Origin of the sequence: Pseudomonas sp. MWU12-2345 (assembly GCF_023242385.1) — a bacterium.
In the GTDB taxonomy this organism is placed as follows: domain Bacteria; phylum Pseudomonadota; class Gammaproteobacteria; order Pseudomonadales; family Pseudomonadaceae; genus Aquipseudomonas; species Aquipseudomonas gingeri_D.
Window position 1 is genome coordinate 337976 of sequence record NZ_JALLJA010000001.1, and the last position, 21815, is coordinate 359790.

General features: G+C 63.6%; 22 protein-coding genes. 6 read left to right on the plus strand and 16 right to left on the minus strand.

The genetic code is table 11. From position 1 onward, the window contains the following. The first annotated feature begins 33 nt into the window (after positions 1–33). A complete protein-coding gene (locus M5C71_RS01525; RefSeq protein WP_103495169.1) occupies positions 34–915 on the plus strand; it encodes an EamA family transporter in 882 nt (293 codons plus the stop codon). An 11-nt stretch (positions 916–926) separates the two neighbouring features. On the opposite strand, the gene M5C71_RS01530 is transcribed toward M5C71_RS01525, so the two are convergent. Continuing rightward, entirely contained in the window at positions 927–2057 is a 1131-nt protein-coding gene (locus M5C71_RS01530; RefSeq protein ID WP_103495170.1) for a patatin-like phospholipase family protein, read from the minus strand. 370 nt (positions 2058–2427) lie between these two features. Here M5C71_RS01530 and M5C71_RS01535 point away from each other — a divergent pair, with 370 nt between their 5' ends. From M5C71_RS01535 to M5C71_RS01545, 3 genes are all read left to right on the plus strand, one after another. Beyond that, the gene (locus M5C71_RS01535) at positions 2428–2853 is read left to right on the plus strand and encodes a YciI family protein (RefSeq protein ID WP_103495171.1); all 426 of its coding nucleotides are present in this window, start codon (positions 2428–2430) and stop codon (positions 2851–2853) included. A gap of 32 nt (positions 2854–2885) precedes the next feature. Then, positions 2886–3302: a VOC family protein gene (locus M5C71_RS01540; RefSeq protein ID WP_103495177.1), complete on the plus strand. Its 417-nt coding sequence runs from the start codon at positions 2886–2888 to the stop codon at positions 3300–3302. A gap of 153 nt (positions 3303–3455) precedes the next feature. Continuing rightward, a complete protein-coding gene (locus M5C71_RS01545) occupies positions 3456–4124 on the plus strand; it encodes an HAD family hydrolase (RefSeq protein WP_103495172.1) in 669 nt (222 codons plus the stop codon). Here the strand turns inward: M5C71_RS01545 and M5C71_RS01550 are convergent. Continuing rightward, positions 4086–4280: a hypothetical protein gene (locus M5C71_RS01550; RefSeq protein WP_103495173.1), complete on the minus strand. Its 195-nt coding sequence runs from the start codon at positions 4278–4280 to the stop codon at positions 4086–4088. The genes M5C71_RS01545 and M5C71_RS01550 overlap by 39 nt on opposite strands. 224 nt (positions 4281–4504) lie before the next feature. Between M5C71_RS01550 and M5C71_RS01555 the strand changes: the two genes are divergently transcribed. Further along, positions 4505–6220: a hydrogenase maturation protein gene (locus M5C71_RS01555; RefSeq protein ID WP_248767064.1), complete on the plus strand. Its 1716-nt coding sequence runs from the start codon at positions 4505–4507 to the stop codon at positions 6218–6220. Here M5C71_RS01555 and M5C71_RS01560 read toward each other — a convergent pair. The 4 genes from M5C71_RS01560 to M5C71_RS01575 all read right to left on the minus strand — a co-directional run bounded on the left by M5C71_RS01560 (position 6217) and on the right by M5C71_RS01575 (position 11276). Further along, the gene (locus M5C71_RS01560; protein ID WP_103495175.1) at positions 6217–7290 is read right to left on the minus strand and encodes an ABC transporter ATP-binding protein; all 1074 of its coding nucleotides are present in this window, start codon (positions 7288–7290) and stop codon (positions 6217–6219) included. The genes M5C71_RS01555 and M5C71_RS01560 overlap by 4 nt on opposite strands. Continuing rightward, positions 7287–8897 (minus strand): iron ABC transporter permease, encoded by a 1611-nt coding sequence (locus M5C71_RS01565; RefSeq protein ID WP_103495178.1) that lies wholly within the window; start codon positions 8895–8897, stop codon positions 7287–7289. The genes M5C71_RS01560 and M5C71_RS01565 overlap by 4 nt, the downstream gene beginning before the upstream one ends. 3 nt (positions 8898–8900) lie before the next feature. After that, positions 8901–9917, minus strand: a complete 1017-nt coding sequence (locus tag M5C71_RS01570) for an iron ABC transporter substrate-binding protein (protein WP_152739743.1) — start codon at positions 9915–9917, stop codon at positions 8901–8903. 264 nt (positions 9918–10181) lie between these two features. Next, on the minus strand, positions 10182–11276 hold the full coding sequence (locus M5C71_RS01575; protein WP_103499621.1) for an AbrB family transcriptional regulator: 1095 nt from the start codon (positions 11274–11276) through the stop codon (positions 10182–10184). 131 nt (positions 11277–11407) lie between these two features. Here M5C71_RS01575 and M5C71_RS01580 point away from each other — a divergent pair, with 131 nt between their 5' ends. Then, positions 11408–12337, plus strand: a complete 930-nt coding sequence (locus M5C71_RS01580; protein ID WP_103499620.1) for a LysR family transcriptional regulator — start codon at positions 11408–11410, stop codon at positions 12335–12337. Here M5C71_RS01580 and M5C71_RS01585 read toward each other — a convergent pair. The 10 genes from M5C71_RS01585 to M5C71_RS01630 form a co-directional block, all read right to left on the minus strand. Beyond that, positions 12315–13106, minus strand: a complete 792-nt coding sequence (locus M5C71_RS01585) for an amino acid ABC transporter ATP-binding protein (protein ID WP_103499619.1) — start codon at positions 13104–13106, stop codon at positions 12315–12317. The genes M5C71_RS01580 and M5C71_RS01585 overlap by 23 nt on opposite strands. Then, the gene (ehuD, locus tag M5C71_RS01590; RefSeq protein ID WP_152739746.1) at positions 13099–13749 is read right to left on the minus strand and encodes an ectoine/hydroxyectoine ABC transporter permease subunit EhuD; all 651 of its coding nucleotides are present in this window, start codon (positions 13747–13749) and stop codon (positions 13099–13101) included. The genes M5C71_RS01585 and ehuD overlap by 8 nt, the downstream gene beginning before the upstream one ends. 2 nt (positions 13750–13751) lie before the next feature. Then, entirely contained in the window at positions 13752–14423 is a 672-nt protein-coding gene (gene ehuC, locus M5C71_RS01595) for an ectoine/hydroxyectoine ABC transporter permease subunit EhuC (RefSeq protein WP_103499617.1), read from the minus strand. A 41-nt stretch (positions 14424–14464) separates the two neighbouring features. Then, complete coding sequence (gene ehuB / locus M5C71_RS01600; RefSeq protein ID WP_103499616.1) at positions 14465–15340, minus strand: ectoine/hydroxyectoine ABC transporter substrate-binding protein EhuB; 876 nt, start codon at positions 15338–15340, stop codon at positions 14465–14467. Positions 15341–15673: 333 nt separating this feature from the next. After that, positions 15674–16033 carry a Na+/H+ antiporter subunit G gene (locus tag M5C71_RS01605; RefSeq protein ID WP_103499615.1) on the minus strand — a complete coding sequence of 120 codons (360 nt, stop codon included), beginning with the start codon at positions 16031–16033 and terminating at the stop codon, positions 15674–15676. Then, positions 16030–16308 (minus strand): K+/H+ antiporter subunit F, encoded by a 279-nt coding sequence (locus tag M5C71_RS01610; protein ID WP_100943305.1) that lies wholly within the window; start codon positions 16306–16308, stop codon positions 16030–16032. Before M5C71_RS01610 ends, M5C71_RS01605 begins: the two co-directional genes overlap by 4 nt. Beyond that, entirely contained in the window at positions 16305–16793 is a 489-nt protein-coding gene (locus tag M5C71_RS01615) for a Na+/H+ antiporter subunit E (protein ID WP_103499614.1), read from the minus strand. Before M5C71_RS01615 ends, M5C71_RS01610 begins: the two co-directional genes overlap by 4 nt. Further along, complete coding sequence (locus M5C71_RS01620) at positions 16790–18457, minus strand: monovalent cation/H+ antiporter subunit D (RefSeq protein ID WP_103499613.1); 1668 nt, start codon at positions 18455–18457, stop codon at positions 16790–16792. The genes M5C71_RS01615 and M5C71_RS01620 overlap by 4 nt, the downstream gene beginning before the upstream one ends. Next, the gene (locus tag M5C71_RS01625) at positions 18454–18798 is read right to left on the minus strand and encodes a Na+/H+ antiporter subunit C (protein WP_005789164.1); all 345 of its coding nucleotides are present in this window, start codon (positions 18796–18798) and stop codon (positions 18454–18456) included. Before M5C71_RS01625 ends, M5C71_RS01620 begins: the two co-directional genes overlap by 4 nt. Beyond that, entirely contained in the window at positions 18798–21704 is a 2907-nt protein-coding gene (locus M5C71_RS01630) for a monovalent cation/H+ antiporter subunit A (protein ID WP_248767065.1), read from the minus strand. Before M5C71_RS01630 ends, M5C71_RS01625 begins: the two co-directional genes overlap by 1 nt. Positions 21705–21815 lie beyond the last annotated feature (111 nt).

Consider the following 21815-nt stretch of genomic DNA (forward strand, 5'->3'; position numbering starts at 1 on the left):
TAGGATGGCTCGACATTCACAGGAGACTTCAGCATGCAGGAAAATGCCACCGGACTACCGCTCTCCGATACCGGCAGGACACACCACCGCACGCTGTTATGGGCGGCCATGCTCTGCGTGCTGTCGATGCTCTTTGTCCAGTTCGGCGCGGCGCTGTCGTCGCCGACCATGGAGACTTATGGCACCTTCAGTACCACCTGGCTGCGCCTGTGCTGGGCGGCGGCGGTTCTTGCGCTGCTGGTGCGGCCGCGCCTGCATCGGTTTTCGCTATCACGCTGGCTGGCCGCCGGGAGTCTTGGCCTGGCGATGGCGGTGATGACCACCTGTTTCTTCGCGGCGATCCAGCGCATTCCACTGGGGCTGGCGATCGCCATCGAGTTTCTCGGTCCATTGCTGGTGGCCAGCCTCGGGGTACGTAGCTGGCGAGCGTTGATCTGGCCTTTGCTGGCGGTAACCGGGGTGTTGCTGCTGGCACGTAATGAGGAGGGCTGGATCGGCGAGCCACTGGGTGTGTTGCTGGCGTTCGGTTCGGCGGCGGGTTGGGCGGCTTATATCCTGATGATGAAAAAGGTCGGTCGGCTGTTCCAGGGCTTTGAAGGGTTGTCGGTATCGCTGCTGGCCGCTGCCCTGATTGCCACGCCCCTGGGGCTTTGGCAAAGCGGCGGCCATCCGCCGCTGTTGCAGATCGCCAGCTGCGCGGGCTTGGCCTTGTTCGTACCGCTGCTGCCTTATGGCCTGGAGATGGTTGCGTTGCGGCGGATGCCGGCGTCTTCGTTCGGCATCCTGATGAGCGCCGAACCGGCAGTGGGCGCCCTGGCCGGTTATGTGGTGCTGGCCCAGCCGATGATCCCGATGCAGTTTGTCGGCACCGCCCTGGTGATCAGTGCCAGCCTGGGCGTGCTGGCGCTGCCCTGACTGTTGCGGCTTTACGAGAGCACGAGGAGCTCCGCTGTTTTCGAGGCCACGGGCAGTAGCGGGTACTCCCGGTCGGTCGCTTGCGCCACGGCATAGCCATGTCGGGCGATCCGCTCGAACACCTCGGGCTTGAGGCGATTCAGGGTGGTGGGGAAACCCGCGGCAAAGGCCGCATCGCTGCCTTTGAAGGAGTCGATCAGGGAGCTGGCGATACTCAGGTAACCGCCGCGTCCCGGGGCTTTCTTCAGGTATTCGACAAAGGTCCGGCTGCGCAACGCCCGGGTCTGGTCGGACATGATGTCGGCCAGGCGCTTGAGTCGCCAGGGGCTCAGCACCCCGGCGTCAAACCCCGGCTTCAGCGGTGCGCCCGCGTCCGAGAGAATGATCGGGTATTCGTAGCGCTTGGTCTGTCCGGTAGCTGCGTCGAAAAAAGGTTCCAGGCCGAGGTTGTCATAGACGCCGCCGTCGTAGAGCCGCAGCTTCTTGAACGGCAAGCGCATCTCGACGGCGCTGTTGAGTGGGGCTTCCCATTCGCGCTGCATCCATTTGAAACCGCGGGTCTTGAGCGACAGCGGGCCGATGCCACCGGGGAACGCCGCCGACACCGCCAGGGCCTGGGCCAGGGGGAAGCCGGCGGTGCTGGCGTAACCGATGGAGTAGTCACCCATATTGCTGCGCTTGAAGCGAAAGCGCTTGCCGTTTTCCGCCGTGGTGCCGTTGATCGACCAGTCGGGTTTGGCGGCGATCTCCGGCAGCAGGGCGGTCACTCCCCATTCCTTTTGCAGGGCCAGGGCCAGCAGGTTGGCCCGGGACAGCAGGAAGCGCCAATTCAGCGGGTTGCACAATTGGCGCAAGGCGCTCCAGAGCAGGCTGCGTGAGCACAGCCTGGCTTGCAGGGCGGGGTAGATATGTTGCAGGAAGGTCGCGGAGTCGGGCCACTGGCCGTGGTTTTCGTGAAGCATCAGGCCCACCAGCAGACTACCGCCGGACACCGTGGAAATCTGCGTGACCTGTTCCAGGGCCTGTTGTTCGGCGAGGTATTTGAGCACGCCAAGGTGAAACGTCATGGCCCGAACGCCGCCGCCGGAGAGCGCAAGGGCAAAATCTGAACGTGGGCCAATCGAGATTGCAGGAGACTCCATGTTTCCTCTCTGGTGGGGGTTGTCGTGGGCAATGGCTTTTCGATGGTAGTGCTTTCTCCAGGTACGGCATAGGGCTGCGCTTCAATGTCTGTTTCGAGGTAGGACTTACGGCAACTGTGTGTAGGCGCTGCCTTGTAATGATCAGGGTTCCAGAGCCAATCCGTGGTTTTGCGTTGTCTATTTCTGTGCTTGGTCGAATGAGCGACGGCGCCATCGATCGCCGATTTCCTCGATCGCTGCAAACGGATCCATGGCGATCAGGAAAAAAATTAACCGTGTGTCGATTCCGTGCTCGCTCATTCGATTAGTCGACGGGGCCACTTATTGGCTTGTCTAAACTTGTCTAGCACTGTCATCAGGAGATACGACCATGCGATTTATGGTGATCGTCAAAGCCAGCCCGGAATCGGAAGCCGGTGAAATGCCCAGTAACGAATTGCTGGCGGCCATGGGCGCCTATAACGAAGAACTGGCCAAGGCCGGTGTAATCCTTGCCGGGGAGGGGCTGCACCCCAGCGCCAAGGGTGTGCGCGTGCAGTTCAGCGGCAAACAGAGGCGTGTGGTCGACGGGCCCTTTATGGAGACCAAGGAACTGATTGCCGGTTTCTGGATCTTCAATGTGCAGTCACTGCAAGAAGCCATCGACTGGGTCAAGCGTTGCCCGAACCCGATGGCCAGCGACTCTGAAATCGAAATCCGCCAGATCTTCGAGGCCGAAGACTTTGGCGAGAGCCTGACCCCCGAGTTGCGCGAACAGGAAGAACACCTGCGCGCGAAGATGTCCGGTCAATCCTGAAAACCTGCCAGAACAGGAGATCCATCATGAGCCTGAAAATCATTCCTTACCTGACCTTCAACGGCAACTGCAAGGAGGCCTTTGCCCTGTACAAAAAGGTGCTCGGTGGCGAGCTGTTTTCCCTGTCGTTCGCCGATGCGCCGGAAGAGGCCTGCATCCCCAAGGATGCACCGAACCAGGACAAGATCCTGCATACCCGCCTGACGGTGGGGGATTTCAGCCTGATGGCCTCCGATTGTCCGCCGCATCAGCCGTACAGCAAAATGCAGGGCATTTCGGTGTCGCTCAATGTCGACAGCGTTGACGAGGCCAAGCGACTGTTCGCTGGCCTGAGCGACGGCGGCAACATCCATATGGCGCCGGCCAAGACCTTCTGGGCCGAGTACTTCGCAATGTTCGAAGACCGTTTTGGCGTGAGCTGGATGATCAATTGCGAGACGGGCCACTAAGCCTCTGAGATAAACCCGCTCCCGCAGCCAGGCGGTCAGTTGCGGGAGCGAGCGGGCTCGTGAGGGAAGGGCATTGGCGACACCTGTCGTTCAGGCAATTGTCGTGCAGGAGTGAGACACTGTGCCCGTTCGGTTCATGAGCGTGAAACAGCAATGACGATTTCAAACAGTGCCGCGCCGCAAGCCGTAACCTGCGTGGCCTTCGATTTTGACGGCACCATTACCACCACCGACAGCCTGCGGGATTTCGTCCGTTACCAGGTGGGTAACCGGCGTTTTCTGATCGCCGGACTGCTGGTCTTGCCCTGGCTGGCGGGTATGTATACGGGGCTGTGCAAGCGGGCCGAGGCCAAGGCCCGGTTTCTGGCGTTCACCCTGCGTGGCAGGAGCCAGGTCGAACTGGAAGAGGCCGCGGCGCGTTATGTCGCCGAGCGCCTGCCGACGCTGATCCGTCCGGAAATGCTCGAACGGATCGAGGCGCACAAGCGCCTGGGGCACCGTCTGGTGCTGGTCAGTGCATCGCCCACGCTCTATCTCGAGCACTGGGCCCCGGCCGCCGGTTTTGATGCGGTACTGGCCACGCAACTGGAGTTTCGCAACGGACGTTTTACCGGACGCCTGGCGTCGCCCAACTGCTGGGGGCCGGAAAAGGTCCGGCAGTTGCAGCACTGGTTGGGCGATGCGCGCGGGCGGGTATTGTTTGCCTATGGCGACAGTCGCGGCGACCAGGAGATGCTGGCGTTTGCCGAACACGGCTGGTTGCGCGGACTGGGCGCCTTGCCTTCACTCGACGCCCGGCCGGATGGGCTGCACCACGGCTGAAGGCCTGTCGCTCTCGATCAGGCGGCGCTCTTGCAATACATTGATCAGGGCAACGCGGGCGGACGGGTCCAACTGATGTTCCCGTTCCTTGAGTTCCAGCAGGATGGGGCTGGACCAACTGCGATAGGCACGTTCTGCAAGACGAACTGCAGTCATTTCTCTCTCCTTGTTCAAAAGCCCGCTGAATAGTCGGGCGACTCCATGAGCAGAAAATCCTAGCCGAGAAATCGATGCTGCGCGAATGCTCCCGCCGTACGGTTGTCTGTTGACCTCGGTCAAGGTGCCGCGGGTGGGGCGCTTTACTGTAGCGGCTCCGGTCGGGCCATGGATTGCTCGTTGCAGCGTGGGGCCCGGCGTATTGCTCAAGGAGGAGTTCCGTTATGCGTTCATTGAAAATCATTCTGCTGGCATCGGCATTCAACGGCTTGACCCAGCGCGCCTGGTTGGAACTGCGCGAAGCGGGGCACGTGCCCAGTGTGGTGCTGTTCAGCGACGAAGATACGGTTTGCCAACAGATCGAAAACACCGATGCGGCCCTGGTGATCTGCCCGTTTCTCAAGGACCGGGTGCCGGCCCGGTTGTGGCAGGACCCGCAGCGCCCGGTGGTGATCATCCACCCCGGGATTGTCGGTGATCGCGGCGCCAGTGCGCTGGATTGGGCGATCACCCGGCAGTTGCCCACCTGGGGCGTGACCGCCTTGCAGGCCGCCGAGGAAATGGACAGCGGGGCGATCTGGGCCACCTGTGAATTCGAGATGCCGGCGGGCGTTCGCAAGTCCGAGCTCTACAACGGCCCGGTGGCCGACGCGGCCATGACCTGCATCCACGACGTGGTGGCCCGGTTCGGCAGAGACTTTGTGCCCCAGCCCCTGGATTACCGTTTGCCGGAGGTTCGCGGGCGTCTGCAAGCGAATATGAAGCAGAGCGACCGCGCCTTCAGTTGGCAGGATGACGCCGAACTGATCCAGCGGCGCATCGACGCCGCCGACGGCCAGCCCGGTGTGCTCACTGAACTGCTGGGCGAATCCTACTACCTCTATGACGCCCATCTCGACAGCCGCTGTGGAACGCCGGGCCAACTGCTGGCGGTGCATGACGATGCGGTGCTGGTGGCGACCGGAGACCGCAGCCTGTGGATCGGCTCATTGCGGCGCAAACCCCGGCCGGGGGAGGAGACGTTCAAACGCCCGGCGCGGCATGTGCTGGCCGGTCGGCTCGACAAGGTGCCGACCTTGAATTGGTCTGTCGCCAGCCACCCGTATTGCAAGGAGGCCTACCAGCCGATCCGGTATCGTGAACTGGACGGTGTGGGCGAGCTGACCTTCGAGTTCTACAACGGCGCCATGAGCACCGAGCAATGTCGACGGTTGGTCAGTGCCCTGCGCTGGGCCAAGGCCCAGGACACCGAGGTGCTGCTGTTCCGTGGCGGGCGCGGCAGTTTTTCCAATGGTGTGCACCTCAACGTGATCCAGGCGGCGGCGGTGCCCGGGCTTGAGGCCTGGGCCAATATCCGCGCGATCAACGATGTCTGCCGTGAGTTGCTGACCGCGCGGCAACTGGTGGTCAGCGGCCTGACCGGTAGCGCCGGCGCCGGTGGGGTGATGCTGGCCCTGGCGGCCGACGGGGTGTTCGCCCGCAGTGGCGTGGTGCTCAACCCTCACTACAAGAGCATGGGCCTCTATGGCTCCGAATACTGGACTTACAGTCTGCCTCGCGCGGTGGGCTATGAGCGTGCGCTGCAGCTCAGCGAAGACTGCTTGCCGATCAGCGTCGCCCAGGCGCTGGAAATCGGCCTGGTCCAGGACATCGGCCCGCGTTGCCCGCAGGCCTTTGGCAACTGGTTGATGGCCCAGGCGCAGCGTGTCGCCCACGACCCTCTTTATAAAGCCGTACGCGAGCGCCGGCGTGCCCGGGATGTCGAAGACATGGAGCGCTGCCGCGACGAAGAGTTGGCGCAGATGCGCCTGGATATGGTCGAGGATCGTAATGGCTTTGCAGAAAAGTGCCGGCACTTCGTGTTCAAGCACCGGACCTGCGGGACACCTCGGCGACTGGTTGCGCCCTGGGCGAACAGCGCCGAGGTGGTGAACGGCTAGCGGACGGCCTGGCGCCCCAGCACATGGGCATGGCCCAGGGCCGAGACCAGCACTTGGCTGCCGACCCGGGGTGCGTGCATGCCGGAGCTACGCACCAGCAATGAACGTTTCTGTCCGTCGGCGGCCGGTGCCTTCAGCTCCACGGTCAAGGTGCAGGTGTTGCCGCCGAAGTCGCATTCGGTGACCACCGCCGGGCTGCCGTTGCCGTCCGCTTGTCCCGGCGCCTGGGCCGCGAGTTGCAACTGCTCGGGGCGCAACATGATCTGCGCCTGGCCGTGGCGGCCTTCATCATTGACCGCCAGCCGGCCCAGGTCGCATTGCGCCCAGCCGTTTTCGATCAGGGCAGGCAGGATCACCGCATCGCCAAGGAACAGCGCGGTGTCCTCATCGTCCGGACGCAGGTACAGGTCCATCGGGTGTCCGGCCTGTACCAGCCGGCCCTTGCGCATTACCGCCAACTGATCGGCAAAGGACAGGGCTTCGGATTGGTCGTGGGTGACCAGGATAGTGGTCACCCCGGCTTCGGACAGCAGCCGCGCGACCATCTTGCGCATGGATGCCCGCAGCCCGGTGTCGAGGGCGGAAAAGGGTTCGTCCAGCAGCATCAACCGAGGGCGTTGCGCCAGGGCGCGGGCCAGTGCCACCCGCTGTTGCTGACCACCGGACAACTCATGGGGCCAGCGTTTGCCCATCTGCGGCTCCAGGGCCACGCTGTCCATCAGCTCGGCCACCCGTTGTTGCCGGGTAGCCTTGTCGACGATACCGAAGGCGATGTTATCGGCCACTGTCATATGGGGAAACAGCGCGCCGTCTTGCGGCACATAACCAATCAGCCGCTGGTGGGCCGGGACCTGGGTCTGGGCATCCACCAGCGGTTGGCCGTCGAGGGTGATACGCCCGGCGTCGGGAAATTCGAAACCGGCGATCATCCGCAGCAGGGTGGTCTTGCCCGAGCCGGATGGGCCGACGATGGCCGTGCGGCTACCGGTGGCAATCGACAGATGGATATCTTCCAGGGCCGCTTGCGAACCGAAGGACTTGTACAGCGCGTTGATTTCAAGAGCGTTCATCGGCCAGCCGTGCGTTTGGATTGATGATAGAGAAGCCCGGTCAGCGGCAGCGACAGCAGGATCATGAGCAGCGCATAGGGCGCGGCGCCGGCATAGTCGATTTCACTGGTCATGGCCCAGAAACCGGTGGCCAGGGTCCGTGTGCCGTTGGGTGCGAGCAGCAGGGTGGCGGTCAGTTCGTTGGTAATGGCCAGGAACACCAGTGCGGCACCGGCGGCGGCCCCCGGCGCGGCGAGACGCAGGGTGATCGACCAGAGCGCGCGGACCGGTGAGCGCCCGAGGCTGCGGGCGATATTTTCCAGTTCCACCGGCGCCTGGGCGATACCGGCGCGCAGGCTGACCAGGGCGCGGGGCATGAACATCAACAGGTAAGCCAGCAGGACGGTGATCGAGGTCTGGTAGATCGGTCGGGCGAAGTTGATGGTGACCGTGACCAGGGCCAGGGCCACGACTATGCCGGGCAGGGAGCTGGTGATGTAGTTGCAGCTTTCCAGCAGGCGATGCAGGCGTCCGGGCGAGCGGATCGACAACCAGGCCACGGGCACTGCCGCGCAGGTGGTCAGCAGGGCGCCAGCGGCACCGAGCAGCAGCGTCTGTTCCAGGGCCGGCAGCAGGTCGCCCATTTGCCAGACCTCGCGGCCACCGGCGATCAGCCAGTTGCCCAGGGTGACCAGCGGCACGCCGAGGGCCAGCAGGCTGCTGACGATCGGGATGCTCAGCGCCAGCAGCTTGGTGCTGCGGCTGAGGCGTACCGTGCGTTGTTGCCGCGCGCTGCCGGAACCGACCCGGGCATAACGGGCCTTGCCCCGGGCGGCCGACTCGACGGTCAACAGGCCCAGGCAGCACAGCGCCAGGATCCCGGCCAGGGTATGGGCCGCCGGTCCGCTGAAGGTCGACTTGAACTGGTCGAAGATCGCCGTGGTGAAGGTGTCGAAGCGGATCATCGCGTAGAGGCCGTATTCGGCCAGCAGGTGCAGGCCGACCAGCAAGGCGCCGCCGCAGATCGCCAGGCGCAGTTGCGGCAGGACAATGCGGAAAAATACCGCCCAGGGTTTGAGCCCCAGGGACTCGCCGACATCCTCGATGGCCGGGTCCAGGCGGCGCAGGGTCGCGGCAATCGGCAGGTAGAGAAACGGGAAATAGGCGATCACCGAGACCAGCACCCCGGCGAACAGCCCGTGGATCGGCGGCACCAGGCTGACCCAGGCGTAGCTGTGGACGAACGCCGGTACGGCCAGGGGCGCGGTGGCCAGCAATGACCAGGCGCGGCGGCCGGGCAGGTCGGTGCGTTCGGTCAGCCAGGCCAGGGCCAGCCCGAGTGCCACGCACAGCGGAATGGTGATGACCATCAGCAACAGGGTGTTGGTCAGCAGCTCGGCCACCCGCGGACGCCAGACCAGCGCTTCAAGGGTGGTCCACCCGGTTTGCCAGGAAGACAGGATCACGAAGGCGATCGGCAACAACGCCAGCAGGGACACCAGCACGGACAGCCCGATGATCCAGGCATTGCCCTGGCGCCCGAAGAAATTTCTGGATCGCTTGCGCGAAAGCGCCGCAGGCGCGTAAGCGACTGCGGCGGGGTCCAGGGGGGAAATGGACTCTGGGATCAATTACAGGATTCCGGCCTGGGTCATCAACTCAACCGCTTTCTTGCTGTCGAGTTTCGAGGCATCGACCTTGGGTGCGTCGAGGTCCTTGAGCGGCACCAGTTTCGCATTGGATTCGGCACCCACGCCCACCGCGTATTCAAACGAGTTGCCGTTCTTGAGAACCGCCTGGCCATCTTTGCCGGTGATCCACTTGAGGAAGGCCTGGGCCTCTTCCGGGTGTTTGCTCGACTTCAACACGCCACCGCCGGAGGTGCTGACAAAAGCGCCCGGATCCTGGTGCTTGAAGTAGTGCAGCGAGGTGTTCTTGCTGTTCTCGCCGGTCTTGGCCTGGTCGCCGAAGCTGTAGTAGTGGTAGATCACACCGCTTTCGACTTGCCCGGCATTGACCGCCTTGAGCACCGCGCTGTTGCCGCGATAGATCGAAGCGTTGGTCTTCATTGCCTTGAGCCAGTCCAGGGTCGCGGCTTCGCCCTTGAGTTCCAGTACGGCGGCGACAATGGCCTGGAAGTCGGCACCGGCCGGCGAGGCGGCCCAACGACCTTTCCACTCAGGCGAGGCGAGGTCGAGCAGGGACTTGGGCAGTTGGGCTTCGGTCAGCTTGCTCTTGTTGTAGACGAACACGGTGGAGCGGGCGGCGATGCCGACCCAGTTGCCGTGGGCCGGACGGTAGGCTGCACCGATCTGTTCCAGAGTGGTCGGGGCCACGGGTGCGAACAGTTTGGCGTTGTCCACCAGGACCATGGCCGGGGAGTTCTCGGTCAGGAACACGTCGGCTGGCGACTTGTCGCCTTCCTGGACGATCTGGTTGCCCATCTCGGTGTCGTCGCCATTACGCAGGGTCACCTTGATCCCGGTTTCCTTGGTGAAACCATCGACCCAGGCCTTGGTCAGGCTTTCGTGCTGGGCGTTGTAGACCACGATGCCGTCGGCGCTTGGGGCCGCATAGGCGTGGCCGGCGCTGAGCATGGCGGTGGTCAGAAAGGCGGTTTTCAGAAACGAAGGCAGACGGGGAATCATTGCGTGGGTAGCTCCTGCAGTCTTTTAGTAGTCGAGGTGGCTGGCGATTTTCGGCGCATCTACACCCGGTTCGCCGGCCCAGTTAAACAATGGGAATCATTCGCATGTTTGTCTGGGGCGGCAATTTAGAGGGTGAAATGAGAAAAAAACGTCAAAACCAGCATGACTCTCAAACAAATCTTAATCAATGTCGTTCGTATTTTGACTAAGGTAACGACGCAGATTGTGCCATGAATGCTTCGTCATCGGTGAGTCTTGTCGTGCCTAAGGCTTGATGGGTAGGGAGAAGCGAATCACCAGCCGGGCAAAGAACGCGCCGGTGAAGATCACCGCCAGCAGGCGCAAGGTCTGCATCGCCAGGACCAGGCCGACATCCGAATGGGTGTCGACTGCGATGATCGCCATGGTGTCGAGCCCGCCGGGGCTGGTGGCCAGGTAGACCGAGAGGAAGTCCAGGCCGAGCCACTTCGCCAGGACCCAGGCCGAGGCGGCGCACAGGGCGATCAGGCTGATGGCGCTGAGGATCATGGCCGGCAGGTGTTTCCAGACATAGAGCACGGTGGGGCGGTCGAAACGCAGGCCGACGTAGCAGCCGATGGCGCCGTAGGCGATTGCCAGCAGCCAGGCGGGCAGGGTGATATGCAGCAGCCCGGACAGTTGCAGGACGGCACCGATCAGCAGCGGTACCAGCAGGGCGCCCGCCGGTACGCGCGCGCCCAGCACCACGCCGAACACCACGGTGATCAGCGTCAGCCCCAGGTTGAGCAGGTTGAAGCCATGCAGCGCGGCATCGGCGGCATGGGATTCGCTGCCGTTGACCGGTGCTTCGAGCATATGGCTGACCAGCGCCCCGATCATGACCACGCAGACCACCCGCACATACTGCATGGTTGCCACGACCCGCCCGTCGGCGCCGAAATCATCGGCCATGGCGACCATGGCCGATGCCGCTCCAGGGGAGGTGCCCCAGGCGGCGGTGCTGGCCTGGATCCCGCCGAAACGCACCATCGCCAGGCCCACCATGGCGCTCAGGCCCACCGTCAGTACCGTGGCGAACAGCATCAGGTGCCAGGAGTCGGCCATTGACGTCAGTACCGCCAGGGTTATGGAGTGGGCGGCGAGCAGGCCGATGCAACCCTGGCCCAGGCGGAACGCCTGGCGGTGAACACGGATGCTGGCGCCACTGACGCCAAAGGCGATTGCCACCAGCATCGGACCGATAAATTGCCCGGCGGGCAACTCGGCGTACTTGAGCAGTTGTCCGCTGCCGCCGGCCAGCAACAGCAGGGCCAGCCATTGCAACGAGCGCGGCCAGGTGGTCAGGGAAAGCCGGGAGGATGAGGATGATAATGTGGTCAAGAGCACTCTCCAAAGCGCTGGACGCTCCTGTTGCAGGGCGTTGAAAGCGGCGCAGTGGGTAAATTATTGATAGCCTGATCGATCAAGTCTAGTTTCTAATTGTGATGAAACGATAACTTTGGTTGATTGATATGGACCTGCGGGATCTCACCTATTTTGAAACCATTGCCGAGCTGGGTCATCTGGGCCGCGCGGCGCAGAAGCTCAATCGCAGCCAGCCGGCGCTGACCAAGAGCATCCAACGGCTGGAGGAATCGTTCGGCACCAAGCTGTTCGAGCGCGAGGGCCGACGGATCAAGCTGACGCCGGTCGGCGAGCTGTTGCAGCAGCGCGGTCGGCAGTTGCAGCAGAGCATTGCCGAGACCCACCGTGAAATACGCGATTTCGCCAGTGGCGTGCTGGGCAATATCCGCCTGGGCTGCGCGTCGAGCATGGCCGAATACCTGCTGCCGCAACTGACTGCGGCCTTGCTGGAGCGGGCGCCGGAGATCACTTTGAGCCTGGCGATCGGCCAGGACGATATGTTGCGCGAATCCCTGCGTTCCGGACGCCTGGACATGGTGATCTGCCCGCTGTTCGACGATGACCCCCAGCTGTTGTCGCATCCGCTGTTCGATGACGAAGCGGTGGTGGTTGCCAGTCGCAATCACCCGATCTTCGACGCGCCGATTCGCCTGAGCGAGCTGGGGCGTTATCGTTGGGTGCTGCCTGCATCGGGTGTTTCATCCCGCCGCTGGATCGACAATGTGTTCCTGGCTCACGATCTGCCGCTGCCCTCGGTGCAGATCGAGACCAACACCATTTCGCTGCTACCGCGGCTTATCGGCCAGACCCGCCTGTTGAGTTTCCTGGCGCGGGAAACCCTGGAGGATGTGAAGGGCGCGACGCACCTGCGCGAAGTGCGGCTCAAGGAAACCACCATGAAGCGTACGCTGGTGGTGTCGGTGCGGGCCGGCGCTTACTTATCGCCAGCCGCGCAGACCATGCTCGACCTGCTCAAGCGCGATGGCCGGGCGTTTTTCAGCGCACGGCGAGCCGTTAACGCTGCTCGACCCGATTGAGAAAGCGCCGGGTGCGTTCGTTGTCCGGCTCCACCAGGATCTGCCGGGGCGTGCCGTCGGCGACAATGCGCCCGGCTTCCATGAACAGCACCCGGTCGGCAATGTCCTGGGCGAACTTCATTTCGTGGGTCACCAGCAGCATGGTCACCTGTTGCTCATGGGCAATCGTGCGAATCACCTCCAGCACTTCGCCCACCAGTTCCGGGTCGAGGGCCGAGGTCACCTCGTCGAACAGCATCACCTTCGGGCGCATCGCCAGGGCCCGGGCGATGGCCACCCGCTGCTGCTGGCCGCCGGACAGCTGGGCGGGATAGGCATCGGCCTTGTGGCTCAGGCCGACCATCGCCAGATAGGCCTGGGCGCGGTCCAGGGCTTCTTCGCGACTGACCTTGAGCACCTGCAACGGCGCCTCGGTGATGTTTTCCCGAACGGTCAGGTGCGGGAACAGGTTGAACTGCTGGAAGACCATGCCGACCCGATGCTCCACCGGGGCTTTTTTCGTGCCGGGCCAGCGCCAGCCGCCGCCCTTGGCGCTGACCGCCACGCCGTCGACCTCGATGTGGCCCTGCTCGTAGCTTTCCAGGCCCTTGATCAAGCGCAATACGGTGGATTTCCCCGAACCGCTGGGGCCGATCAGCGCGACTTTCTGCCCTTGGGGAATGCTCAGGTCGAGGTGGTCGATGACCCGGGTCGCGCCGAAGTGCTTGACCACCTGGGTGAGGCGGATCTGTGCCGGCGCCGTGGCCGCGAGGTGTGCAACGTCAGACATGGCTGCGCCTTTCCAGGTACTTGAAGAGCAGGGAAGTCGGCACGCTGATGATCAGGAACAGCACGGCCATCAGCGTATAGGGTTCGGTGTAGCGATAGCTCATCCCGGCCACCTGCTTGGCGGCCTGGAACAGCTCCGGAATGGTGATCACCGCCAGCAGTGGGGTTTCCTTGAACATGCCGATCAGGTAGTTGCCCAACACCGGCAGCATCGGTTTCAGGGCCTGGGGCAGGATGATCCGGCGCCAGGTGGTGGCGGTGTCGAAGTCCAGCGCCCGGGCGGCTTGCCACTGGCCCGCCGGTACACCGTCGATGGCGCCGCGATAGGCCTCGGCGATATAGGCGCTGTAGTAAAGCCCGAGGCCGATCACCCCTGTGGAGATCGCCGGCAGGGTAATCCCGGCCGAGGGCAGGGCAAAGAACAGCACATAGAGCTGGACCATCAGCGGCGTGTTGCGAAAAAAGCTCAGATAGCCCTGGCAGCCGCGCCGTATTGCGCTGACCGATGAGCGTTGGGCAATCGCCAGGATCAGCCCGAGCAGTACCGCCAGCAGGAAACCGAGCACCACCACCTGCACGGTGACCAGCAGGCCACGCAGCAGGTCGGGCAGGATCGACCAGGCAAACTCGAAGTCGAATTCCATGGTTACTCCCGGCGCCAGGCCGAACTGTGGTGTTCATAACGCCGCACCAGCCAGGTCAATGGCCAGGCCATGACGAAGTAGCAGACCAGCACGATGCTCCAGATCAGCGTCTGTTGCCCCAGCGTGGTCACCAGCTGATTGCCGGAAAAGGTCAGGTCGCTCAAGGTGATCAACGACACCAGCGAAGTGGTTTTCATCAACTCGACCAACTGGTTGCCCAGTGGTGGCAGCATAAAGGGCAGGGCCTGGGGCAGGATGATCCGCCGAAAGGCCGCCAGCGGCCCGAAGTCCAGGGCGCGCAAGGCATCACGTTGCCCGGCGCTGACATTCACCAGCGCCGCGCGGACGATCTCCGAGCCGTAGGCCGAGAAAGTCAGGCCCAGGCCGATCACCCCGGTGGTCATCGGCGACAGGCTGATACCGAACAGCGGCAGGATAAAGAACAGGTAGAACAGCAGCACCAGGGCCGAAATGCCACGCAGCAGCTCGACATAGGCGGTGGCGAACCAGCGTAGCGCGCGCCAGGGCGACAGGCGCATCAGCGCGATCACCAGCGACAGCACCAGTACCAGCAGCTCCGCGAGGAAGGTGATTTGCACGGTCACCCACGCGCCATGGGCCAACTGGCGCGCGATGAACAGGGCCGTTTCCACGGCCGGGGTATCGAGGGACATGGCCTGTACTCGTGTGGGTTTGAGGCCGTTTCAGCGTCTGGTTACTGGCTGCAACGTTGGGCGGCGGTGACGTCCAGGTCGGGCAGCTCGTTTTCGGTGTAGTCGTATTTCTGCAGGATCTTCAGCAACTCACCGGAGGCCCGCAGCTTGGCCAACTGTTCGTTGAAGGCCTGGGTAAAGGCCGGATCGTTTTTCGGCAGGCCATAGGATTGGTAGTTCCAGCTTGGCTTGCCCTGGGCATCGGGGATCTGCGCGAAAGGCAGGGCGCGTTCAATGGCCGGGTTGGCGGCTTTCTTGAGCAGGCCGATGATTTCCGCGTCGGGGAAATACACCACGTCGATACGTCCCGCCTCGAGGGCGGAGAGGGCTTCGGTGTCCTTGTCGAACAGCACCAGATTGGCCGCTGGAACGCCGCTGTCGCGGGCTTCCTGGACCTGGTTGGTCCCGGCCTGGGTGGCCAGGCGTGCCTGGCCGTTGTTGGCGACATCCTTGAGGCTGTGCAGGTTCAGAGGGTTGCCGGCCTTGACGATAAAGGCGCCGCCGGAGCGGGTGATCGGGTTGGAGAAACCGATGACCTTGCAGCGATTGGCGTTGATGAACAGGCCTTCGCCGATCAGGTCGAAACGCTTGGCGGTGACACCGGGGACCAGGGAACCGAAGTCGGTGATCGGGGTTTCCAGCTTGTGGATGCCCAGCGGTTCGAGAATCGCCTTGAGTACATCGACATAGGCGCCGGTGACCTTGCCGTCGGTGCCGATGTAGGCGTATGGCTGTTCATTGGCGATACCGGCGCTGAGGCCTTGGCTACGACCCTTTTCCAGCAGGCCCGCGGCCAGGGCCGAGGAGGACGGGGCTAGGTTCAAGAGCACGCTGGCGCACAGCGCGGCCGGCAACGACAGGGACTTGATAGCGTTCATGGAGGACCTGGAGAGAATGGAAAGGGGTGCCAGACAGTTAAGCCGAATACATGACCCGTAGGAGCCGGCTTGCTGGCGAAGAGGTCCGTGAGGACGCTAAAAGCTTCGCGGGCAAGCCCTGCTCCTACAGGTTAGGTGGCATTTTTGAGATCCCATTTCCTTAACTGACTGGCACCGGCGACAAGTCCACTTGTCGCCAGTCCAGCCTGGCCCGAGGGGGTGTTCAGCCTCGACTGACAGAATCTGAAAATGATTTTATCGATATAAGCGAAAAGTTTTAAATATCGTTAAGTGATAAGCATATGTTGTTTGCCGAGGGTAAAGCGGGTGCCCTCAGCTCCCGCCTTCGGTACGCCCGCTGCTGACTTCCGCCGGCACATCATCCCCAGCCATGCGCTTGCGGAACAGCCCGGTCCGGGCCAGCAGCAGGGTGGTCACCGGCACAGTGATCGACAACAGGATCGGAATCAGCCAGGCGTGGATCACCGGCTCCGACTTGAGTGCCGAAAAGTACAGGATCGAGGCCAGCGCCACGCACCAGGCGCCAAGGGTCGAGGCCAGTGCCGGCGGGTGCATGCGCTGGAAGAAGTCCTTCATGCGCAACAGGCCGATGGCGCCACACAGGGCGAGCAGGCTGGCGGCCACCAGCAGAAAGGCCACCGGAATTTCGATCCAGAGGGATAACGGGTTCATTCGATCACCTCGCCACGCAGAAGGAATTTGGCCAGGGCAAACGAGCCGACAAAGCCGAACAGGGCAATCAGCAGCGCCGCTTCGAAGTAGGTATCACTGGCGTAGCGGATGCCCAGTACCAGCATCATCAGCATGGCAATCAGGTACAGGTAGTCCAGGGCCAGGACCCGGTCTTGCGCCGACGGGCCCTTGAACAGCCGGACCACGGTCAGCACCAGCGCCACGCTGAAGATGAACAGGCTCAGCAGGATCGCATTGGCGAGCAGTGCGCTCATTCGAAGATCTCCATCAGAGGACGTTCGTAAGTCGTCTTGAAGTGCTGGATAAAACCGTTTTCGTCGTCCAGGTCGAAAACGTGCAGTAGCAGGACGCTGCGGTCCAGGGCCAGTTCCGACCAGACGGTGCCGGGAACCACCGTGCAGATCATCGACAGCACGGCCAGGCCGTTGGCATCGCGCAGGTCCAGGGGCACCTTGACGAAGGCCGAACGCGGCGCGCGGCGTCCGGCGTTGAGCACGCCCCAGGCAACGGCGAGGTTGGACAGCACCACGTCGGCACCGACCCGAAAAAACAGGCGTAGCATCACCCCGGGGCGACGGATACGGATCGGCCGCGGGCGCAAGGGCGCCATCATCACCGGAGCGAAGACGCCGAGGGCCGCACCCAGCAGCAGGTTACCCGGACTGACCGACAGGTTCAGCACCAGCCACAACAGCCACAGCGCCAGGGACAGCCACGGCGCGGGGAACAGGCGTTTCATGGCTGTACCTCCACGGCGGTGGTCGGGTTAGGCACCGGGTGAGCGGCCTGCACGGCGCTGATGTACTGTCCGGGGTTGTCGAGGGAGTCAGCCGCCGCCTGGGTGTAGCGCAACAGCGGCTCGGCGTTGACGGTCAGCAGGATGCACAGGCCCAGCAGGGCAAAGATGGGCAGGCATTCGAAACGCCGTAGCGCTGGCGACGGCCGCTCCTGGGGTGTCCAGAAACGCGAGATGCCCATGCGCGAGAAAGCCAGCAGCGAAGCGAGCCCGGACAGCACCAGCAAGGCCAGCAGGCCCCAGGCCGCCGGGGAGGTCGGCGCATCGATGCCCAACCCTTTCGGATTGAGCAAGGCGCTGAGCAAGGCCAGCTTGCCGATAAAGCCGGACAGCGGTGGCATGCCGATGATCAGCAGGGCGCAGGCGATAAAGCTCAAGCCGAGGAAGGCCATGGTCCAGGGAATGACCTGGCCGACCACGGCTTTCTGTTCATCGTCCAGGTTGGTGCCGGGCCTTGGGTGCAAGGACTCCAGCCGCCGGGGCAGCGGGTCGATGTCCTCTTCCAGCGGTAGTTCGTTGGCCGAACGTGAGCGTTCGATCAGTTCGGCCAGCAGGAACAGCGCACTCAGGGCCAGGGTCGAGCTGACCAGGTAGAACAGCGCGCCGGCCGTGAGGTTCGGTTGGGCGAAACCGATGGCCGAGAGCAGGATCCCCGCCGAAACCAGGATACTCAGGCTGGCCATGCGTTCCAGGCGCTGGGCGGCGAGGATTGCCACGGCGGCGCAGGCGATGGTCGCCATGCCGCCGTAGATCAGCCAGTCACCGCCGAAATGCGCCGAGGCACCGGCCTCGCCGGAAAACAGCAAGGTCCACAGCCGCAGCAGCGTGTAGATCCCGACCTTGGTCATGATCGCGAACATCGCCGCCACCGGGGCGCTGGCGGCGGAGTAGGCGGGCACCAGCCAGAAGTTCAGCGGCCACATCCCGGCCTTGGCCAGGAAGGCCACGGCGAGAATCGCCGCGCCCGCATGCAGCAGCCCGCGATCGGCTTCCGGCACCAGCGGGATCTTCAGCGCCAGGTCGGCGAAGTTCAGGGTGCCGGTAACGCCATAGATCAGCGCCGCGCCGATCAGGAACAACGACGAGGCCAGCAGGTTGATCGCGATGTAGTGCAAGCCCGCCGACACCCGCGAGCGCCCCGAACCGTGCAGGACCAGGCCATAGGAAGCGGCCAGCAGGACTTCGAAGAACACGAACAGGTTGAACAGGTCGGCGGTCAGGAAAGCGCCGTAAAGGCCCATCAACTGGATCTGGAACAGCGCGTGGAAGCTGGCGCCGGCACGGTCCCAACGGGCCATGGCGAACAGCAGCGCGCTGACGCCGATGATCCCGGTCAGCACCAGCATCAACGCAGAGAGACGGTCGACCACCAGCACGATGCCAAATGGCACCTGCCAATTGCTCGGCAGGTAGACGCCGATGGAGCCGGTTTCGCCGGCCTGGGTGCCGATCAGCAAGAGTACCGAGATGCCCAGGCCGATCAGGCTCGAGCCCAGGTTGAGGCGGGCCTTGAGTGGCCGGTGCTTCTCGCCGAGCATCAGCATCAGCGCCGCCGTAAGCAGCGGCAGCAGGATCGGGGCGATGATCAGGTGCGACATCGGGTTCATTCCTTGGGCTCCCGGCCATCGACATGGTCGGTACCGGTCAGGCCGCGCGAGGCCAGCAGCACCACCAGGAACAGCGCGGTCATGGCGAAGCTGATCACAATGGCGGTGAGCACCAGGGCCTGGGGCAGCGGGTCGGTGTAGTTGAGCAGGTCCTGGGGCACGCCGTCCTTGATGATCGGCTCCTTGCCGATAAACAGGCTGCCCATGCTGAAGATAAACAGGTTGACCCCATAGGACAGCAGGCACAGGCCCATCACCACCTGGAAGGTCCGCGGGCGCAGCACCAGCCAGACCCCGGAGGCCGCGAGCACGCCAATGGCAATTGCAATGACTTCTTCCATCAGGCGGCTCCTGGCTTGGATTGGGCGCTCGGTCGATGGGCGCGGACCGACTGGTGCGCCAGGGCGGTGAGGATCAGCAGGGTCGAACCGACCACCACCGCGTACACGCCGATATCGAAGAACAACGCGCTGGCGACATGGATATCCCCCAGCAACGGCAGATGCAGGTGGGCGGTGTGGGTGGTCAGGAACGGATAACCGAAAGCCATCGCCCCCAGGCCCGTGACCGTGGCGAACAGCAGGCCGGTGCCCATCCAGCGCAACGGCCGCAGGCTCATCTGTGCTTCAACCCACTGGGTGCCGGCGACCATGTATTGCAGGATAAACGCCACCGACATCACCAGCCCGGCGACAAAACCGCCACCCGGCTGGTTATGCCCGCGCATAAACAGGTACATCGAGACCACGAAGGCGATCGGCAGCAGCAAGCGCACCAGCACCGCCGGCACCATCATGAAGCCCAGGGCGGTGTCGCTGGCGCTGCGCGGGTTGACCAGGTCGGTGGCCACGTCCGGGGCCAGTTGGCGCTGCTGGTTGGGTAGTTCGAGGCTTTCCTTCGGCGGACGGAAGCGGCGCAGCAGGGCGAACACGGTCAGGGCGGTGGCCATCAGCACGGTGATTTCACCGAGGGTGTCGAAGCCACGGAAGTCCACCAGCATCACGTTCACCACGTTACTGCCGCCCCCTTCGGGCAGGGCGCGACTGAGGTAGAACGAGGAAATGTCATTAGGCGTCTGGCGGGTCAGCATGGCGTAGGACAGCAGGGCCATGCCACCACCGACCCCGACCGACAGCAGCAGGTCGCGCAGGCGGCGAATCCGCGCCTTGCGCAGGCTGCTCGGCAGCGGCGAGACCTCTTCGATACGCCGTGGCAGCCAGCGCAGGCCCAGCAGGATCAGCACCGTGGTCACCACTTCCACCACCAGTTGGGTCAGGGCCAGGTCCGGCGCGGAGAACCAGACAAAGGTGATGCAGGTCATCAGGCCGCAGACGCTGACCATGATCATGGCCGCCAGCCGGTGGTACTTGGCTTGCCAGGCGGCGCCCAGGGCGCAGGCGATGGCCAGCAGCCAGAGGGTGACGAAGACGATGGAACCGGGGATCTTCGGCCTGTCGCCCCAGGACAGGCTGCTGTGCAGCATCGGGATCAGGCCGGCGACCACCGCCGCCAGCACCAGCAGGAACAACTGGGTTTGCAGGCGCTGGGTGCTGACCCGGTGCTCGATGCGCCGGGCGTAGCGCATGATGATCACCAGGCAGCGCTCGAACAGGCGCTTGCCATTGAGGCGGCCGATCAGCGGTGGACGGCTGAAGCGGCCGCGCTTGAGTTGCTTGCGTAGCAGCAGATAGAGCAGCACGCCGCCGGACATGGCGATCAGGCTCATGATCATCGGCGCATTCAGGCCGTGCCAGATCGCCAGGCTGTACTCGGGCAAGACCCCGCCGACCACCGGCAGGGCCGCGGTGGCGAGTATCGAGCCGACCACCTGGGTCGGGAAAATCCCCACCAGCAGGCAGGTGAACACCAGCAGTTCCACCGGCGCGCGCATCCAGCGCGGCGGCTCGTGAGGCGTGTGGGGCAGGTCGGTGGCCTTGGGACCGAAGAACACATCGACGGTAAAGCGCAGCGAGTAGGCGACGCTGAAGGTACCGGCGAGGGTGGCAATCACCGGCAGGGCCGTTTCGACCCAGGCCGTGGAATTGATGAACACCGTTTCGGCGAAGAACATTTCCTTGGAGAGGAAGCCGTTGAGCAGCGGCACCCCGGCCATGGAGGCACTGGCGACCATCGCCAGGGTCGCGGTGAACGGGATCAGCTTGATCAGGCCGCTGAGCTTGCGGATATCGCGGGTGCCGCTTTCATGGTCGATGATGCCGGCGGCCATGAACAGCGAGGCCTTGAAGGTCGCATGGTTGAGAATGTGGAACACCGCGGCCACGGCGGCCAGTGGGCTGTTCAGGCCCAGCAGCAGGGTGATCAGGCCCAGGTGGCTGATGGTGGAGTAGGCCAGCAGGCCCTTGAGGTCGTTCTGGAACATGGCGCAGTAGGCGCCGAGCATCAGGGTTGCGGCGCCTGCGCCACCGACAATCCAGAACCACTCGTCGCTGCCGGAGAGCGACGGCCACAAACGCGCCAGGAGAAACACCCCGGCCTTGACCATGGTCGCCGAGTGCAGATAGGCCGAAACCGGAGTCGGTGCGGCCATGGCGTGGGGCAGCCAGAAGTGGAAGGGGAACTGTGCGCTCTTGCTCAGGGCGCCGATCAGGATCAGCGGCAGCAGGACCGGGTACAGGACGTGGGCGCGGATTTTATCGCCGGCCGCCAGCACAGTGTCCAGGTCATAGCTGCCGACCACATGGCCGAGAATCAATACCCCCGCCAACAGGCACAGACCGCCGGCGCCGGTAACCGTCAGCGCCATATAGGCACCGCGACGGGCATCACTGCGGTGGTGCCAATAACCGATCAGCAGGAAGGAGAACAGGCTGGTCAGTTCCCAGAAGAACACGATCTGGATCAGGTTGCCGGACAGCACCAGGCCGAGCATGGCGCCCATAAAGGCCAGGAAAAAGGCGAAAAAGCGCGGCACCGGGTCTTCCGGCGACATGTAGTAGCGAGCGTACAGCGACACCAGGGTACCGATGCCCAGTACCAGCATGGAGAACAGCCAGGCGAAGCCATCCAGGCGCAGGACGAAGTTCAGCCCCAGGCTGGGCAGCCAATTGATGGTTTCGTGAATCACGCCGCCGTGGGCGATCTGCGGGTAGAGCAGCGCCATCTGCAGGGTGCCGACCAGGGCGATTACACCGGCCAGGATGGATTCGCTGTTGCGGGCGTTATGCGGCAGCACGGCCGCCAAGCAGCTGCCGATAAAAGGCAAAAGCAGTAGAACTATCAGGGACATAGGCTTCTAATCTGCAGGAGTTTGCGAAGGATCATACGTGGCGCGCCGGAGATCACCAACCCAGAACCTGTGGCAGAATCCTACAAGGTAGGTGGCAAATGCCTGATTTGC

Bases quoted from the DNA above. Each gene is read 5' to 3' on its own strand.
- M5C71_RS01550 (WP_103495173.1), bottom strand. From the start codon at position 4,280: ATGACTGCAGTTCGTCTTGCAGAACGTGCCTATCGCAGTTGGTCCAGC.
- M5C71_RS01620 (WP_103499613.1), bottom strand. From the start codon at position 18,457: ATGAACCCGATGTCGCACCTGATCATCGCCCCGATCCTGCTGCCGCTG.
- M5C71_RS01580 (WP_103499620.1), top strand. From the start codon at position 11,408: ATGGACCTGCGGGATCTCACCTATTTTGAAACCATTGCCGAGCTGGGT.
- M5C71_RS01625 (WP_005789164.1), bottom strand. From the start codon at position 18,798: ATGGAAGAAGTCATTGCAATTGCCATTGGCGTGCTCGCGGCCTCCGGG.
- M5C71_RS01585 (WP_103499619.1), bottom strand. From the start codon at position 13,106: ATGTCTGACGTTGCACACCTCGCGGCCACGGCGCCGGCACAGATCCGC.
- ehuD (WP_152739746.1), bottom strand. From the start codon at position 13,749: ATGGAATTCGACTTCGAGTTTGCCTGGTCGATCCTGCCCGACCTGCTG.
- M5C71_RS01615 (WP_103499614.1), bottom strand. From the start codon at position 16,793: ATGAAACGCCTGTTCCCCGCGCCGTGGCTGTCCCTGGCGCTGTGGCTG.
- ehuC (WP_103499617.1), bottom strand. From the start codon at position 14,423: ATGTCCCTCGATACCCCGGCCGTGGAAACGGCCCTGTTCATCGCGCGC.
- M5C71_RS01545 (WP_103495172.1), top strand. From the start codon at position 3,456: ATGACGATTTCAAACAGTGCCGCGCCGCAAGCCGTAACCTGCGTGGCC.
- M5C71_RS01570 (WP_152739743.1), bottom strand. From the start codon at position 9,917: ATGATTCCCCGTCTGCCTTCGTTTCTGAAAACCGCCTTTCTGACCACC.
- M5C71_RS01525 (WP_103495169.1), top strand. From the start codon at position 34: ATGCAGGAAAATGCCACCGGACTACCGCTCTCCGATACCGGCAGGACA.
- M5C71_RS01560 (WP_103495175.1), bottom strand. From the start codon at position 7,290: ATGAACGCTCTTGAAATCAACGCGCTGTACAAGTCCTTCGGTTCGCAA.
- M5C71_RS01530 (WP_103495170.1), bottom strand. From the start codon at position 2,057: ATGGAGTCTCCTGCAATCTCGATTGGCCCACGTTCAGATTTTGCCCTT.
- M5C71_RS01610 (WP_100943305.1), bottom strand. From the start codon at position 16,308: ATGAGCGCACTGCTCGCCAATGCGATCCTGCTGAGCCTGTTCATCTTC.
- ehuB (WP_103499616.1), bottom strand. From the start codon at position 15,340: ATGAACGCTATCAAGTCCCTGTCGTTGCCGGCCGCGCTGTGCGCCAGC.
- M5C71_RS01630 (WP_248767065.1), bottom strand. From the start codon at position 21,704: ATGTCCCTGATAGTTCTACTGCTTTTGCCTTTTATCGGCAGCTGCTTG.
- M5C71_RS01555 (WP_248767064.1), top strand. From the start codon at position 4,505: ATGCGTTCATTGAAAATCATTCTGCTGGCATCGGCATTCAACGGCTTG.
- M5C71_RS01605 (WP_103499615.1), bottom strand. From the start codon at position 16,033: ATGAACCCGTTATCCCTCTGGATCGAAATTCCGGTGGCCTTTCTGCTG.
- M5C71_RS01535 (WP_103495171.1), top strand. From the start codon at position 2,428: ATGCGATTTATGGTGATCGTCAAAGCCAGCCCGGAATCGGAAGCCGGT.